The sequence below is a fragment of the Marinobacter persicus genome, from assembly GCF_900114155.1.
Taxonomy (GTDB): Bacteria; Pseudomonadota; Gammaproteobacteria; order Pseudomonadales; family Oleiphilaceae; genus Marinobacter; species Marinobacter persicus.
Map to the genome: position 1 here is coordinate 1 of NZ_FOSC01000016.1, position 14,673 is coordinate 14,673.

A 14,673-nucleotide genomic window follows, 5' to 3' on the forward strand; every position below is an offset into this window, starting at 1 on the left:
TGGACTTCCCCCAATAAAATGGACACGCCCCATCAGTTGATTCCTTCGAACTCTAGCGGAGTCCGGTAACCAAGGCCACTGTGCAGCCGTTGGGTATTATAAAAGCCCTCAATATAGGCTTTTATATGTTTCCGTAATTGGCGCATCGTCACGAAGCTGGTGGCGTGTAGCAATTCTCCCTTGAGGGTCTTGAAGAACGATTCGACCTCAGCGTTGTCGGTGCATTGACCGGGCCGATTCATGCTGTGCTTTACCTGGTACTGCCTCAGCAGCGCTTGTGTCTTATGAGCTCGGTATTCGATGCCGCGATCCGTATGGAACAACAGATCAGAATCAGGTTGTCTGGTCGTAAAGGCATCGCGCAGCGTCGCTCGGGCAAAGTTTGCACTCAGACTCTCTCCCAGGCGCCAGCTGATGATGCGGCGTGAGTACAGGTCCAGCACCACCGCCAGGAAGACGTACTTCTTGCCAAGCTTGATGTAGGTGACATCACTGCTCCATTGCTGGTTTTCCGCAGTCGGCTTCGCCGCTTCAAGTCGATAATTTGGCAGGGCCTTCAAATCATCCCTGAGCTTCCTCAGTCGGCGGTATACACGAGCAGAGCGGGCCTTCATGCCCCACTCCCGCATAATCTTCGCGACCCGATTCTCTCCGACTATCAGACCTTCGCGACGCAGCGTCTGGTAAACGCGAGGACTGCCATAACGGCCTTTACTGTTGTCGTAGATCTTCCTGATCTTCAGCAACAAGTCTGCCTTGTCCGCGGCTCTCTTACTGGGCTCCCGGTTGGCCCAGGCATAGTATCCAGACCGCGACACCTTTAGATGTCTGCACAGCGCTTTTACGCTGTAGTCTCGTCGGTGTTTCCAGATGAACCGGAACGCTTCCGTCGTTCCTCGGCCTGAAAACGTTGAAACTTTTTTAGGATGTCATTTTCCTCCTGAAGCTCCGATATCCGGCGTTTCAGGCGGGCGACCTCATCCTCGTCCTGGATTTTCTTCTTCGCGTCAGCTGGCGCTTTCTTAACCCGTTTCATGGCGAATTTTCCTTCACGGTATTCTTTTCGCCAGCGTGACAGCATGAAGGGGTGGATATCCAGCGCTTCCGCGACGCCTTTCACGCTGCGATGAGCCTGGTGACTCCACTCCACCGCTTTGACCTTGAACTCAGTACTGTACTGCTGAGTTTTCTTCCCCGTGATCATTTCCGGCATCGTATTTCTCCTCCTGCGGAGTTATCGATGCGTGTCCACTGAACTGGGGGAAGTCCAGCGTCCCGTTGACCACATTGTTAGATTTCAATAGTCGTGGCCGCCTGTATCAAGCTCGGCCATTCCGAGCATATCCGCAGGACGCTTTTTTTCGAACGTAGGATGAGAAAATGCAGCAGAGAGTGCTTGCTCCGCATAATTCACAAGTTCGATAAGTACAGTGTATGCCTCAGAGAGCACGACTTTATGTTTACCAGCATTCATAGTTATCCACCCCGACTCATTGACGAAGTCTACACGGCCGGCTGGCATTGCCAGCTGATCTGAAACTGTTGCTGGCATCACCCCAGGTCGGATAAAGCAAGTTTTAACTACAAGTGGTGTGTGACTAACTGCAGTTACCCAGCTAAGCGACCCGAGAACTGAGGACTTTAAAGACACTATCTGATCTATTTTTTGTGCAATATGGGCAGAAACATTCCTCAGTTGCCGAATTCCCTCAAGCTTTTCCTGCACTTTAGCCGGTGCATACTGAGCAGGCATCGATTTTGTGCCAGGTTGCATTTTCCAAAGGCTTCTGAACCTATCCGTCGCGTCGATAAATGCCCAAGCGTCCAAATACAGGTATGTATATTCGTTAGGCGTTTCATTCCTGCAGTATGAAAACACATGCTCTGTGAGCCCTGAACACAATCGACGGTACGCCAGATCTGCTATTTGCGCTGCGTGCCTCAAACCATCGATATACAGCGCCTGCCTTGCATCTAGGGCTTGTGGAATATTTAGAAACGGTGAATCGTTGGAGAACATAATCTTTGAAATCTAACGAGGTAGGTTAAGCGGCACTGGCGAAGCCGGTGTCCGACTTAACGTGTGGTTAAACGGATCGTCCTGAAACATTTCCATGTTCCTCCTTCGTCACAGACCACGCCTCGTTGTGAAAACAACCCTGGAAAGGTATCAGGCCAATGGCAAGCGCGGGCACCGAGGATGCGAAGGCACGGAAAAAGGCAGACACGATCGCTGATTGATCGGCTTTCCCTCAAGAGCCGGAGCAGACGGATCAAGCCGCGACTTATCCGTCTGCTCCGGCTCTTGAGGGTAGCAAGGAGAGCGCTCAACGGCGATCCGCATTATTCGTTTTCTTGCTCCCGATTCCAGACTGACGAATGTACTGTTTATTTATACAGTCTATTGCGATATCGTGCGGTGAAAGGCAAGAAAACCTTGCACCCTCACCCACCGCTTTAACGCCGGTGGTAATGGGCGCCAACGGAGCGCAGCGGAGTTGGCGTCCCGTTGACCACTTTGTTAAAAATCAGCTGTTCACGAAAAGATAAGCAGCGATCAAACCGGCCACAATATTTAAGAAAAGAGCCCAAGCTGATGCCTTCAGGAATTTTCGCCCTCGCTGGCGATTGGTATCCGTAATTTCTGCGATTTTTTTCTTATCACCGGATGTAAACTCAAACACCACTTTACTTCCTTCAAGCTTCTCCAGTTTCCCGAAAACCTTACTCGCCAGCATATGCCCAATTTTATGCATTGGGGCCAATGCATAAAGGCCGAAAAATATCCAAACTGCAGAAATTCGGAGATCTACCTCGTTGTCATAGATGTTCGAATCCATCCAATAGAAAAACGACATCCATAGCAAAGCAAACATGAACGGTATGGAATGATGTAACGCCTCTGCAATCCTCTGTCGCTTCCGCTTAAACCAGTAGTAAAAGTCGGGGATTAGAGCTGGCTGCTTTCTTCCCTCATACCAGTCTGCGACCACATTGATGAGTTCTTTGCTAATCTGAGCGTTGATGAAATCAACTCTGCAAAAAGCAGGAGAAGTCAAAACATCAATTTGCTCGAAATCGTCTGAGTTTCCAGATGCAATTAATTGTAGAAATTTTCCTGGCTTCATGTCGGATGAAATCCGGACCAGCAGAGTATGACGCTGTGGAAGTTCGTATTGATCCAACCTCACCATGAAATCCCACTTTATGACAATTTCTTCTATGCACTCTGGTTCATTCCAAGGATGTTGCTCAAACTCATGCCAAGTACCAAACTCCTGTATTTCAGACCCTTTGTAACCAACAGACATGGTCGTGATTTGTGAATCAACGCTGTGGGTTTTAAGTTTCCGAGTTACACAATCATTTAGTTCTGAAATATCCTCCTTGTTTAGATAGACAGGACGAGAGAATACTTTTATCCGTGAATCAGGCTTGCCATTTAACAGGTAAAATAGAGATTTCAACTGATCTCGCGGTAGCTTAGCGACTACTTCATCTGCTCTCTGAAGCTCTTGTCCGTCTTGGTTTTTATCTTGATTACTCTCAGCCATGATTGAAATTCATCCTTCCTTTTAAAACTAATCTAGGGGCAGACTCGGTAGAGCAAAGCGGCAGCAAAATTTTACGTAGCAACCCTTAGGGCTCAACGAACTGGAAATATTGGTTAAAAAGCACATTAGCGACTATGCCCACCACAATCGCTATCACCAATGCCCATGACCCCTTCCGAAAGTGCTGAAAGCTTTTCTCACCGGCTTTTACTCGCTCCCACTCACCTTTCAAAAGAGATTGGGCCGCTTTCCTTAGTTCAACGCAAATATCGCTCATCACTTGGCTATTCATGTGTTTCGGAGACGATATTAGTGAATCAATCTCATCCATGATCCGAAGCAAATCTTTATGTTCTTCGGGATTTAGCCTAAGAATTATTTGCGCGTGCTTCGCCTCAATAGCGCCGATGATGTCGATGTGCTCCTTAACAAACATCTGCCCAAGATCTGCCCTGTGCTGACCCGCTCTATAGGCCTCCCAGAGGCTTGCCAAGCTCATCAACTGCCCAATGTGATCAGAAAATTCTTGCCTGAGGCTATCTATCCAATTTTGGCGAAACTCCGAGACTTTTTGGTCTTTCGAAATCACCAAATTGATCAGTGACCAAAATCCCGAAATAAGTGCAGCAACTACAGCGCCAGCGGCAATATAAGATGTGGGAGGTAAAGAATCCAAACTATCTCCTTTTTAACGTTTCGCGACAGGGGCGCGACGTCAGTCGCGTCCCTTGCTCGCCTTGGTTAGCTTTATGGACGGAAGATACGCCATAAAAAGAAGTGCAAAGCAGCCAATAACCAAGGTCACATAAAATCCCCATCCCAAAGAGTAGCTTTCAAACCTTACGCCACTTGGATTTTCCGGGTTAACATAAACATCAATGGTTTTCCCAACATGAAAATCACGGGCGGTGTTCAATGCAGACAGCTTTATAGGACTGCAAGGTAGTTGGGAAATTTGAAGTTCCGACTCGCGTGCTTCTCCCGCAAACCTAAAGCCTACCTTCACGTTCGGACAGTATGTAGCCCCCTTCGACCCACTTTCCTTTCTGACTTGACTCGAAACTATATCTACAGTCATTAATTCCCACGAGTCGAGTTCTCTCACTTCCGTATAACTATGAAACGCAAGCAATAGGCAGAGCAAACCAAGCACCAGTAACAGGGTCGCCAAAAAAGTCTTATATAGAAACCATTTCATAACGTGATGCTAACGCCTGCGTAAACGGCGGCTTTTGCGCAGCGAAGCGGAGAAAAAGCCGTCCGGTGGAGGGCCTTCAGGCCCGGAACGTATTTAACGCACTTGTTAACTGGCATGATAGCGAGCACGCAGTTCAGACCAAGCTGAACCAATCATGACGCTGCTGATCACTGAGAAAAAGACGGTCAAAAGGTTGCCGGCCATTTCGAGCGCTGTAAATTCCAGAAGCCCACCGTTCATGCTTGCACCTATGGCGGCCAAAGATCCATATAAGAGCAGCCCTATTCCGCCGAATATGAGCGTGACCGGTTTAGCCTTGAGTAGCGAGAACATTATGCCCAGTCCACCAAGCACCCATACACCAGCCGATAGAAAAAATATCTCAGCATCCATTTCAAATTACTCCCTAGGGTTGAAATTCCACCCTTTATCGGCACAGTTAACGCCAGCCAGCATGCGCGACTACGGAATGGAGGCAGAGCCGCAATGCAGTAGGCGTCGCCGTGACTGGCATTGTTAAAAATCTACTCGTACTCAGACTCAAAGTTTTTGCGAATGAGGCCGCTAATCTCTAGACCGTTTTCAATACAAGCTAGATTAATAGACAAAACAGCCATAAAATCCTGGCGCTCTCCAATAGCCTTATTTAGCCTTGATCTAAGCTGGAGAAGCTTAGAATAAATTTCCGGTGGCACGTCAGTTCCTAACTCCTCCAAAAGCTTTATTAAGCTCTGGCAGTCCTTAGTGATTTTCGTACAAATCTGGCTGACTTCATTTTGAATGCGAAAAAACAATGTTAAGTCCTGTTTCTCTAGGAGAGGCCTCACAGCACCAAACTCGAAAGGAAGTTCAGAGAGCTCAACCTCTCCAATAAACTCGACTTCTTCCAGTAAACTCTTCAAGGTCTCTAAGCGACCCTTGAGGTCTTCCAAGGACGCATCCAATTTCGTGATTCGATCTCGAAATTTAGTTTTAAACGACGTAGTTCTGTTTCGAAACGAGATTGGCATTGGAGCAAAGCGTGAGATCTCGGCATTTGATTTCTGATACTGCCGACCTTCTAGATAACTTGCTATCGAAGCTAAAGAGCCTAATGCCCCCAGAGCCCCTAGAATGATAGAGATAGGATCTGGATCTACTTTGTGTTGCACTAATCTTGGATCTATGTTGGACAACTAGTCTCTCCTTTATTTTTAACGCTGAGGTAACGGGTCGCTTTGGAGCGAAGCCAAAGGCGTAGCGGAAAACGGTCCCGTTGACCGAATTGTTATATCCTTTTCGCCGATGGGATTGCTGTTTTCAGCCAATCACTCGAATCCGATGAAACCATAAAGGGAATCGATTCAGACCCCATGTAACGGGCCACTGTTAATCTGTGTTTACCATCTGCGACCAATGCCATTGCGCGAGAACCATGCTTCACTAAAAACATCGGCGAGAGCGCTGTTCCGTGCTTCCATGCATCAATGACTTTTGCAATTTTTCTCGGGTCGTGAACATCTTCCCAAAGGGTATCTTTGTCGTAGACCCCTGGTTCGTAGATGCCATTCCAAACCTGCTCAAAGGGAGCGCAATAAATATCAATACCTTTCTCTACAACCGAATCATCAATGTCGTTGAATGACACCGACTGTGGCGAAGTATCCCATCTGGGCTGGACTTGGGGGGTGTTGCTCCTGTAGGTCATAACAAGTTCGTCTAGCAACTCTAACTCCTCACGTAAGCGAGCCCTTTCTTCCAAAAAATTTTCTATGTCATCCATACTTTCTACTAGAGATATAACAGCTAATTCAGCGACAAATGACTTCTATCCCAAGCGCGCCTATCCCCGCCCCAACTCAAAGTCACTCGCTATTTTTTCCTTTTTATCAGAAACCTACCAAACATTGACAGTATCGCGCCAAGAAATAGGCGTCAATCGTCGGAACTGTCTCAGATCACGAATTCGCCTATCCACAACCACATGATAGATAAATTCCATATTTTTCAATAAGTTGAAATTAACCCAATAGTAAACTCACGACTTTTCCCGACAGTTGTCGCATATCTCCAGCCTTTGGGATGCAATTTTGCACAGAAATGCCTAAAATACTGTATGCATGAACAGCATGGAGGCTATTTTATGACCCTGGACGTACCGCCAAAGCTGCCAGACAACCCCACCCGTTTCATGGACCAGCTTCGGGCACTGATTCGAAGCCGGAACCTGGCTTACAAGACCGAACAAACCTATTGCCTATGGATCAAGCGATTCATTCGTTTTCATGGCCTACGGCACCCTTCCACCTGCTCTGAAAAAGAAGTTGAAGAGTTTCTTTCACATCTTGCAGTTCAACGTAATAACAGCGTAAGCACCCAGCGCACGGCGCTGAATGCACTCGTGTTCCTTTTCCGTGAATTTCTCGGCCAACCGCTCGAAGACTTGTCGTTTGAAATGGCAAGAAGGCCCACTCGCCTGCCCACAGTGCTTACTCATGACGAGGCGAAGGCCGTGATCAATCATCTGGAAGACCCACATCAGTTGGTCGCCCGTTTGATGTACGGCTCCGGGCTTCGCATCAACGAAGCTTTGAGGCTCAGGGTGAAGGATGTTGATTTCGGAATGCAGCAGATCATTGTCCGTAGTGGAAAGGGCAACAAGGACAGGACAACGTTACTGCCAGACTCTCTCCTGGAGCCCCTGAAGCTTCAGATTGAAGCCTGCCTGATACAGCACAAACAGGATCTGGCCAGTGGCCATGGCGAGGTCTACATGCCATTTGCCCTGAATCGAAAATACCCCAGCGAAGGAAAAGAGCCAGCCTGGCAATACCTGTTTCCAGCTTCCCGGTTATCAAAAGACCCACGCAGTAATGTATTCCGCCGCCACCACTTATTGGATCGCAGCGTACAACGGGCCATCAAGATGGCATTACGCAGTGCGGGCATTTACAAGCAGGCCAGCAGCCACGCTCTGCGCCATAGTTTTGCAACGCGGCTGCTGGAGGCTGGCTACGACATCCGCACAATCCAGAAACTACTCGGCCATTCGGATGTGCGCACCACGTAAATCTACACACATGTAGTTCGCAAGGGCGGTTTTGGTGTACGAAGTCCGGTGGATGAGGCGTTTTAGAAACAATTTCAGGAAGGATCACTGCCAGGCGGCAACCTGGCAGCGATATTCGGCAGCCTTACTGCATATCCTGATAGGCAATATCCGTCCGGGCAGCCATCACAAAGTCGTTCTTGTGCAGGCCGCTAATCTTGTGGGTCCACCAGCGCACGGTGGTTTTGCCCCACTCCAGCAAAATGGCGGGGTGGTGGCCTTCGGCTTCGGCCATATCGGCCACTTTATTGGTGAACGCCTGGGCCTGGGCGAAGTTCTTGAATTTGAACACCCGGCGTAGCTGTTCTTCGCCATCCAGGGTGACCAGTTCCCAGTCCGGAACGGATTTCAGCAGTTCCTGTTTTTCTCCGTCGGTCACGGTTGGTGCGTCTGCACTGCAGGCTTCACAGACCTGCTGGCTGAGTTCGCTCATGTTCACCTCCTTTTTGGGTGCGTCTCTACCAAGGTGGCCTCGAACGTTTGCTTTATCAACCCGTCCTTGCAATCCGGTCATTTTCGAAATACTGTATATTTAAACAGTATTCGGAGATTGCCATGAGCGAGTTACTGACGACCCTGCTGCAGGATGCCCGGGTCTGGCAGGGGCACCGGCACCGCACCACCACACAACCCGCTGAAACCACGGGCTTTCAGGCGCTGGACAACCAGCTTGGCGGCCTGGGCTGGCCCCGTGGCGCGCTCAGCGAATGCCTGCTGGATGCCAGTGGCATTGGTGAGTTGCAGCTGGTGATGCCCCTGATGAAGAGGATGACTGAAGCCGGCAAAACCGTGTTCTGGCTAAACCCACCCCACACGCCCTACGCCCCCGCCCTGGCCCGCGAAGGCGTTGGGCTGGACAACCTGGTGGTGATTCACACCGAAGACACCAGCGATTTCCTGTGGACGCTGGAAAACTGCCTGCGCTCACCGGTGACCGGGCTGGTGCTGGCCTGGCCGGGCAAACTGGCCACCCGCGATGTGCGCCGCCTGCAGCTGGCCTCGGAGGCGGGCCAGAATGTGTGCGTGCTGTTCCGGGAACGCCAGCAGGCCGAACAAAACTCCCCGGCGGCGCTACGCCTGGAACTGATGCCGGATGCGCAGCAGGGGCTGAAAGTGAATGTGCTCAAGCGCCGGGGCAGCTGGTCTGGCCAGCGTTGCACCCTGGCCATGGCCCACCGGGCCGACATCCGCGTGCAGGAAGCACCCCGGGTGGTTCAGGGCCCCTGGCCCGGCGCTACACGGTAGTTATCATGCTCTGGCTTTACCTGCATTTCCCGCACCTGCTGCTGGACCACGTTCGCCGCAGCCAGCCCATTGAGAACGCCCTGGTGATTGTTGAAGGCACCGGGCAACACGTGCTGCAGGCCTGCCCACTGGCGCAGGATGCCGGCATTCAGCCGGGCATGCGTCTGAAAACCGCGCTGGGGCTGGCGCCGGAGCTGCACATTCTGCAGGCAGACCAGCAACAGCAGGCCCAATTGCTGGAAGAGCAGGCACGCTGGCTGTACCACTACGTGGCGCACCTTACCCCCGCACCGCCGGACGGCCTGTGGGCCGAAGTCAGTAGCCTGCAACGGCTTTACGGCGGGCTGGCCGCCATCTGGCAGACGGTGGAACAGGCATTGGCCGAACATCAGCTTACCGCCTGGGCCGCACTGGGCCATACACCGCTGGCCGCCCGCCTGTTGGCCCGTGCCGGCAAGGGTGAATGCTCGGCGGACAAGGGCCACATCACCCATGCCCTGGCGCAATTGCCCCTGACAGCGGCGGAATTTGATAAAACCGACTGCACCCGCCTGAACCGCCTGGGGCTGGAAACCCTGGGCGATGTGTTCGCCCTGCCCCAGAAAGAACTGGCCCGGCGGCTGTCGCCGGAGTTGCTGGCCACCGTTCAGAAAATCCAGGGCACCCGGCCAGACCCGCGCGCACCCTGGCAGCCACCGCACCGCTTCCGCCAGCGGGCGGGTTTCATCCAGGAGGTGGAACACACCCAGGGGCTGCTGTTCGCCCTGCAACGCATTCTCGCAGAACTGGAGGAAGACCTGTGCTGGCGCCAGCAGGATACCGATACTCTCCTGCTGGTGCTCCAGCATCGTCATCAGGAACCCACCCGCCTGCGCCTGCGCACCACCGGGCCGGAGCACCGGGCAGAGACGTTCATGAAGCTGATCCGCCTGAAGCTGGACCAGCAACCGCTGAGTGCCCCGGTGGTCAGCCTGGTGCTGGTAGTACGCCGGTTCATCAGCCGGGAAGCACCGGGCGGCCAGGATTTGCTGGGCGAAACCCAGGACCTGAACGAAGCCTGGCACACGCTGATCAGCCGCCTGCAGGCGCGGCTGGGGGAGCAGGCGTTAACACAACTCTCTCCCCGGCCTGATCACCGCCCGGAATTCGCCTGGTCCGCGGGGGAAGTAAAGCGGGCCAAAAACCCGGGCGAGGTTAACCCGCAAGCCCTGCCGCGCCGCCCGTTGTGGCTGCTGCCCGGCCCCTGCCCGCTCACCGAAACACCGGTGGCCTGGTTCTCCGGCCCGGAGCGCATCAGCGGCGGCTGGTGGGACGGCCAGCGGGTACAGCGGGATTATTACATTGCTCAGCTGCCGGGCGGCCAACTGGCCTGGGTGTTCCGCGACCCACAGAACGCCTGGTTTGTGCACGGCTGGTTCGGGTGATGCCATGAGCTACGCGGAGCTGTGCTGTTTCAGCAACTTCACCTTCCTGACCGGCGCTTCTCACCCGCAGGAATTGGCGGAACGGGCCTCAGACCTGGGCTACCGGGCCCTGGCCATCACCGATGCCTGTTCGGTGGCCGGCATTCCCCGGGCCTGGGCGGCCCTGAAAGACAGCCCGGTGAAACTGATTACCGGCAGTTGCTTTGCCCTGGAAGATGCCCCGCCCGGTGCCGCCACCCCGGAATTTGTTTTATTGGCCCGCACCCGCAAGGGCTACGGTCAGCTCTGCCAGCTGATCACCACCGGCCGGCGCCGTGCTGAAAAAGGCCAGTACCAACTATTCGTGCAGGATCTGGAAACCCATGAGCTGGACGACTGCCTGTGCCTGTGGCAGCCACCCTCACCCATCATCTCCGATGCCGATCAGGCCCTGGCCTGTGGGCAGTGGCTGCAGCGTCTGTTTGAACACCGGTTGAGAATCGCCGCCACCCGCACTCTTGAAGCCGGAGAAGATCAGCAACTGGCCAGGGTTCGCTGGCTGGCCGATGACTTGCGGTGCCCGGTGGTGGCGACCAGCTCGGTGAACATGCACAGCCGCGAACGCCAGCCCCTGCAGGATGTACTCACCGCCCTACGCCACCACCGCACTCTGGAAACCGCCGGCCACTGCCTGTTCCAGAACGGCGAACGCTACCTGCGGCCAATACCGGTGCTGCAACGTCTGTTTCCCGAGCCCTGGTTGCGGGAAACCCTGGCCATTGCCGAAAGCTGCACTTTCGAACCTGGCAGCCTGCGCTACGAATACCCGCCCGATCTGGTGCCCGAAAACGAAACCCCGGCCGCCTTCCTGCAACGCCTGACCCGCGAAGGCGAGCGCCGCCGTTACCCCAACGGCACGCCGATGAAAGTGCAGGCACTGATTCGCAAGGAGCTGGTGCTGATTTCGGAGATGCGTTACGAGCATTACTTCCTCACCATCCACGACATCGTGGCCTTCGCCCGCAGCCGGGGCATCCTGTGCCAGGGCCGGGGCTCGGCGGCCAACTCGGCGGTGTGCTACTGCCTGGGCATTACCGAGGTGAACCCGGCGAACGTGGAACTGCTGTTCGAACGCTTCATCTCCAAGGACCGGGATGAGCCGCCGGACATCGACGTGGATTTCGAACACCAGCGCCGCGAGGAAGTCATCCAGTACATCTACCAGCGCTATGGCCGGGAGCGCGCCGCCCTGGCCGCCACGGTGATCCGCTACCGCCCCCGCAGCGCCATCCGCGATGTGGGCAAAGCCCTGGGGTTCGACGCCGCCCTGGTGGAGCAATTGCTGGACGGCATCGACTGGCGCGACCGGGCCACCAACTGGCGCCAGCAGATTCTGGACAAGGGTCTGACCCGCAACCCCAAAGTGGCGGACCAGTTCTTCACCCTGGTGAACACCCTGCTGGGTTTTCCCCGCCACCTGTCCCAGCACGTGGGCGGCTTTGTCATCAGCGCCGGGCCGTTGGCGGAACTGGTGCCAGTGGAAAACGCCGCCATGGAAGGCCGCACCGTGATCCAGTGGGACAAGGACGACCTGGAAAGCCTGGGGCTGATGAAAGTGGATGTGCTGGCCCTGGGCATGCTGACCGCCATTCGCAAGGCGCTGGCGCTGGTCAGTGAAGAAAAAGGCGAGCCCTTCGGGATTCAGGACATCCCCCAGGAAGACCCTGCCACCTACGCCATGCTCCAGCAGGGCGACAGCATCGGCGTGTTCCAGGTGGAATCCCGCGCCCAGATCAACATGCTGCCCCGGCTGAGGCCGGAAACCTATTACGACCTGGTGATTGAAGTGGCCATCGTACGCCCCGGCCCCATTCAGGGCGACATGGTGCACCCGTACCTGCGCCGCAAGCACGGTCTGGAGCCAGTGGACTACCCCAACGACGAAGTGCGGCAAGTGCTGGAACGCACCCTGGGCGTGCCCATTTTCCAGGAGCAGGTAATCAAACTGGCGATGGTGGCCGCCGGCTTTACCGCCGGGGAAGCCGATCAACTACGCCGGGCCATGGCTGCCTGGAAATCCCACGGCGATCTTACGCCCTTCCGGGACAAGCTCATCAAGGGCATGCGCGAACGGGGCCACAGCGAAGACTTTGCCGAACGCCTGTACAAACAGATCTGCGGGTTTGGTGGCTATGGTTTCCCGGAATCCCACTCCGCCAGCTTTGCCCTGCTGGTGTACGTGTCCGCCTGGCTCAAACGCCACCACCCGGCAGCCTTCTACTGCGCCCTGCTCAACAGCCAGCCCATGGGGTTTTACTCACCCTCCCAGCTGGTGCAGGACGCCAAACGCCACCAGGTGACCGTGCTGCCGCCGGATGTTAATTACAGCGAGCGGGACCACACCCTGGAAGGCCCGGACAATCACCTGCGTCTGGGCCTGCGTTTGATCCAGGGCTTATCGGCCCAGGGCGCCGAACGCATCCACCAGAACCGGCCACCCCAGGGCTACCGGTCGTCTTCAGAACTGCGCCAGCTCGCCGGCCTGGATCAGCGCGACATGGAAAAACTGGCCGGCGCCAACGCCATGCCCGGCTTCACCCGCAACCGCCACCAGGCCTACTGGCAGTTGCTGGAGCACGAAGAACCGGCTGAGCTATTCGCCCGGGAGGCCCGGCAAAACGGCGTTCAGGAAGCTGAAGATGACTACGAGGCAGAACCCTGCGACTACCTGCCCGAACCCACCGAAGGCCAGAACATCCTGGCCGACTACAGCAGCCAGGGCCTCACCCTGCAACGCCACCCCCTGGCCCTGCTGCGCGAACAGGGCCACCTGAAACACTGCACCCGGGCCGAACAACTCAAGGGCCTGAAACCCGGCCTTCCCGTACAAGTCGCCGGCCTCGTCACCGGCCGCCAACGCCCCGGCTCCGCCTCCGGCGTCACCTTCGTCACCCTCGAAGACGAAACCGGCAACGTAAACGTCGTCGTCTGGCTCGAAACCGCCCGGCGCCAACGCAAACCACTACTCACCGCCCGGTTGTTGCATGTGAAAGGGGTTCTGGAAAGGGAGGGAGATATTGTTCATGTCATGGCGGGTAAACTGACTAACCTTAGCCACCTGATTAACTCGTTGCCGGTCAGTTCCAGAGATTTTCATTAAGCAAAAAGCTAGCAATTAATCTTCCCAGCGGAAAATTCAGGGTTCAGTAGCGCCGGTGTTTGCAGGCTACGAGGCAAGCCTCATGGCCAGAAACAAGAAAACCCCGCCGAAGCGGGGTTCTCTCAAACAGCGGTAAAGAACAATCAACCCAACAGCTTGATCATCACACCCGCTGCCACCGCAGAGCCAATCACACCGGCCACGTTCGGTCCCATGGCGTGCATCAGCAGGAAGTTCTGCGGATTGGCCTCCAGGCCCACCTTGTTGGACACCCGCGCCGCCATGGGCACGGCGGAAACACCGGCCGAACCAATCAGCGGGTTGATCTGCTCCTTGGTCAGCCTGTTCATCAGCTTGGCCATCAACACACCGGTGGCGGTGCCGACACCAAAGGCAACAATGCCCAGGCCCAGGATACCCAGCGTCTGGGCGTCCAGGAACTTGTCGGCCATCAGCTTGGAACCCACGGACAGGCCCAGGAAGATGGTCACGATGTTGATCAGGGCGTTCTGGGCGGTGTCGTTCAGACGCTCCACCACGCCACACTCGCGCATCAGGTTACCGAAGCAGAACATGCCCAGCAGCGGTGCAGCGTCCGGCAGGAACAGCACCACGGCGATCAGCACCACCAGCGGGAAGAAGATCTTCTCCTTGCGGCTGACCGGGCGCAGCTGGTTCATCTTGATGGCGCGCTCTTTCTGGGAGGTCAGCGCCTTCATGATCGGCGGCTGGATCATCGGCACCAGCGCCATATAGGCGTAGGCCGAGACCGCAATCGCACCCAGCAGGTGCGGGGCCAGTACACTCGATACATAGATAGAGGTGGGGCCATCCGCGCCGCCAATGATGCCGATGGCCGCGGCTTCCAGGATGGTGAAATCCAGGATGCCCAGCCAGTCCAGCAGTGCCGCACCGATCACGGTACCGAAGATACCGAACTGGGCGGCCGCGCCCAGCAGCAGGGTTTTCGGGTTCGCCAGCAGCGGGCCGAAGTCGGTCATCGCCCCCACGCCCATGAAGATGAG

Annotated in this window: 13 protein-coding genes and 1 pseudogene; 4 read left to right on the top strand and 10 right to left on the bottom strand. The window is 55.2% G+C overall.

Annotated features, from left to right (window positions below):
- Window positions 1–32: 32 nt before the first annotated feature.
- The 8 genes from BMZ63_RS14565 to BMZ63_RS14600 form a co-directional block, all read right to left on the bottom strand.
- Window positions 33–1,213 (bottom strand): IS3 family transposase gene (locus BMZ63_RS14565; protein WP_091705369.1). Its coding sequence is split into 2 segments (ribosomal slippage): window positions 33–914 and window positions 917–1,213, totalling 1,179 coding nucleotides; the frame shifts between segments, so codons are not numbered across the junction.
- A gap of 84 nt (window positions 1,214–1,297) precedes the next feature.
- On the bottom strand, window positions 1,298–2,020 hold the full coding sequence (locus tag BMZ63_RS14570) for a hypothetical protein (protein ID WP_143072226.1): 723 nt from the start codon (window positions 2,018–2,020) through the stop codon (window positions 1,298–1,300).
- 508 nt (window positions 2,021–2,528) lie between these two features.
- The gene (locus BMZ63_RS14575; RefSeq protein WP_091706638.1) at window positions 2,529–3,554 is read right to left on the bottom strand and encodes a hypothetical protein; all 1,026 of its coding nucleotides are present in this window, start codon (window positions 3,552–3,554) and stop codon (window positions 2,529–2,531) included.
- A gap of 85 nt (window positions 3,555–3,639) precedes the next feature.
- Window positions 3,640–4,230 carry a hypothetical protein gene (locus BMZ63_RS14580; RefSeq protein WP_091706640.1) on the bottom strand — a complete coding sequence of 197 codons (591 nt, stop codon included), beginning with the start codon at window positions 4,228–4,230 and terminating at the stop codon, window positions 3,640–3,642.
- Window positions 4,231–4,269: 39 nt separating this feature from the next.
- Window positions 4,270–4,752 carry a DUF3592 domain-containing protein gene (locus BMZ63_RS14585; RefSeq protein ID WP_091706642.1) on the bottom strand — a complete coding sequence of 161 codons (483 nt, stop codon included), beginning with the start codon at window positions 4,750–4,752 and terminating at the stop codon, window positions 4,270–4,272.
- A gap of 105 nt (window positions 4,753–4,857) precedes the next feature.
- Entirely contained in the window at window positions 4,858–5,145 is a 288-nt protein-coding gene (locus BMZ63_RS14590; protein WP_091706643.1) for a hypothetical protein, read from the bottom strand.
- A 131-nt stretch (window positions 5,146–5,276) separates the two neighbouring features.
- Window positions 5,277–5,927, bottom strand: coding sequence for a hypothetical protein (locus BMZ63_RS14595; protein WP_143072227.1), 651 nt, complete (start codon window positions 5,925–5,927; stop codon window positions 5,277–5,279).
- A 92-nt stretch (window positions 5,928–6,019) separates the two neighbouring features.
- A complete protein-coding gene (locus tag BMZ63_RS14600; protein WP_091706647.1) occupies window positions 6,020–6,514 on the bottom strand; it encodes a hypothetical protein in 495 nt (164 codons plus the stop codon).
- A 360-nt stretch (window positions 6,515–6,874) separates the two neighbouring features.
- Here BMZ63_RS14600 and BMZ63_RS14605 point away from each other — a divergent pair.
- A pseudogene (locus BMZ63_RS14605) lies at window positions 6,875–7,798 on the top strand (integron integrase); the annotation flags it as partial.
- A 127-nt stretch (window positions 7,799–7,925) separates the two neighbouring features.
- Here BMZ63_RS14605 and BMZ63_RS14610 read toward each other — a convergent pair.
- The gene (locus BMZ63_RS14610) at window positions 7,926–8,273 is read right to left on the bottom strand and encodes a 4a-hydroxytetrahydrobiopterin dehydratase (protein WP_091706649.1); all 348 of its coding nucleotides are present in this window, start codon (window positions 8,271–8,273) and stop codon (window positions 7,926–7,928) included.
- A 122-nt stretch (window positions 8,274–8,395) separates the two neighbouring features.
- Here BMZ63_RS14610 and imuA point away from each other — a divergent pair, with 122 nt between their 5' ends.
- The 3 genes from imuA to BMZ63_RS14625 are packed head-to-tail and all read left to right on the top strand — an operon-like array spanning window position 8,396 to window position 13,648.
- Complete coding sequence (gene imuA / locus BMZ63_RS14615) at window positions 8,396–9,085, top strand: translesion DNA synthesis-associated protein ImuA (protein ID WP_091706651.1); 690 nt, start codon at window positions 8,396–8,398, stop codon at window positions 9,083–9,085.
- A gap of 5 nt (window positions 9,086–9,090) precedes the next feature.
- Window positions 9,091–10,509, top strand: a complete 1,419-nt coding sequence (locus tag BMZ63_RS14620) for a Y-family DNA polymerase (protein ID WP_091706653.1) — start codon at window positions 9,091–9,093, stop codon at window positions 10,507–10,509.
- A gap of 4 nt (window positions 10,510–10,513) precedes the next feature.
- Entirely contained in the window at window positions 10,514–13,648 is a 3,135-nt protein-coding gene (locus BMZ63_RS14625) for an error-prone DNA polymerase (RefSeq protein WP_091706655.1), read from the top strand.
- Between the two features lie 143 nt (window positions 13,649–13,791).
- Here BMZ63_RS14625 and BMZ63_RS14630 read toward each other — a convergent pair.
- A partial coding sequence (locus BMZ63_RS14630) for a sodium ion-translocating decarboxylase subunit beta (protein ID WP_091706657.1) occupies window positions 13,792–14,673 on the bottom strand: 882 nt, incomplete at its 5' end.

What these genes read in the sequence shown, in the direction of transcription:
- imuA (WP_091706651.1), top strand. Translation starts at nt 8,396, where the DNA reads ATGAGCGAGTTACTGACGACCCTGCTGCAGGATGCCCGGGTCTGGCAG.
- BMZ63_RS14625 (WP_091706655.1), top strand. Translation starts at nt 10,514, where the DNA reads ATGAGCTACGCGGAGCTGTGCTGTTTCAGCAACTTCACCTTCCTGACC.
- BMZ63_RS14610 (WP_091706649.1), bottom strand. Translation starts at nt 8,273, where the DNA reads ATGAGCGAACTCAGCCAGCAGGTCTGTGAAGCCTGCAGTGCAGACGCA.
- BMZ63_RS14620 (WP_091706653.1), top strand. Translation starts at nt 9,091, where the DNA reads ATGCTCTGGCTTTACCTGCATTTCCCGCACCTGCTGCTGGACCACGTT.
- BMZ63_RS14585 (WP_091706642.1), bottom strand. Translation starts at nt 4,752, where the DNA reads ATGAAATGGTTTCTATATAAGACTTTTTTGGCGACCCTGTTACTGGTG.
- BMZ63_RS14575 (WP_091706638.1), bottom strand. Translation starts at nt 3,554, where the DNA reads ATGGCTGAGAGTAATCAAGATAAAAACCAAGACGGACAAGAGCTTCAG.
- BMZ63_RS14570 (WP_143072226.1), bottom strand. Translation starts at nt 2,020, where the DNA reads ATGTTCTCCAACGATTCACCGTTTCTAAATATTCCACAAGCCCTAGAT.
- BMZ63_RS14600 (WP_091706647.1), bottom strand. Translation starts at nt 6,514, where the DNA reads ATGGATGACATAGAAAATTTTTTGGAAGAAAGGGCTCGCTTACGTGAG.
- BMZ63_RS14590 (WP_091706643.1), bottom strand. Translation starts at nt 5,145, where the DNA reads ATGGATGCTGAGATATTTTTTCTATCGGCTGGTGTATGGGTGCTTGGT.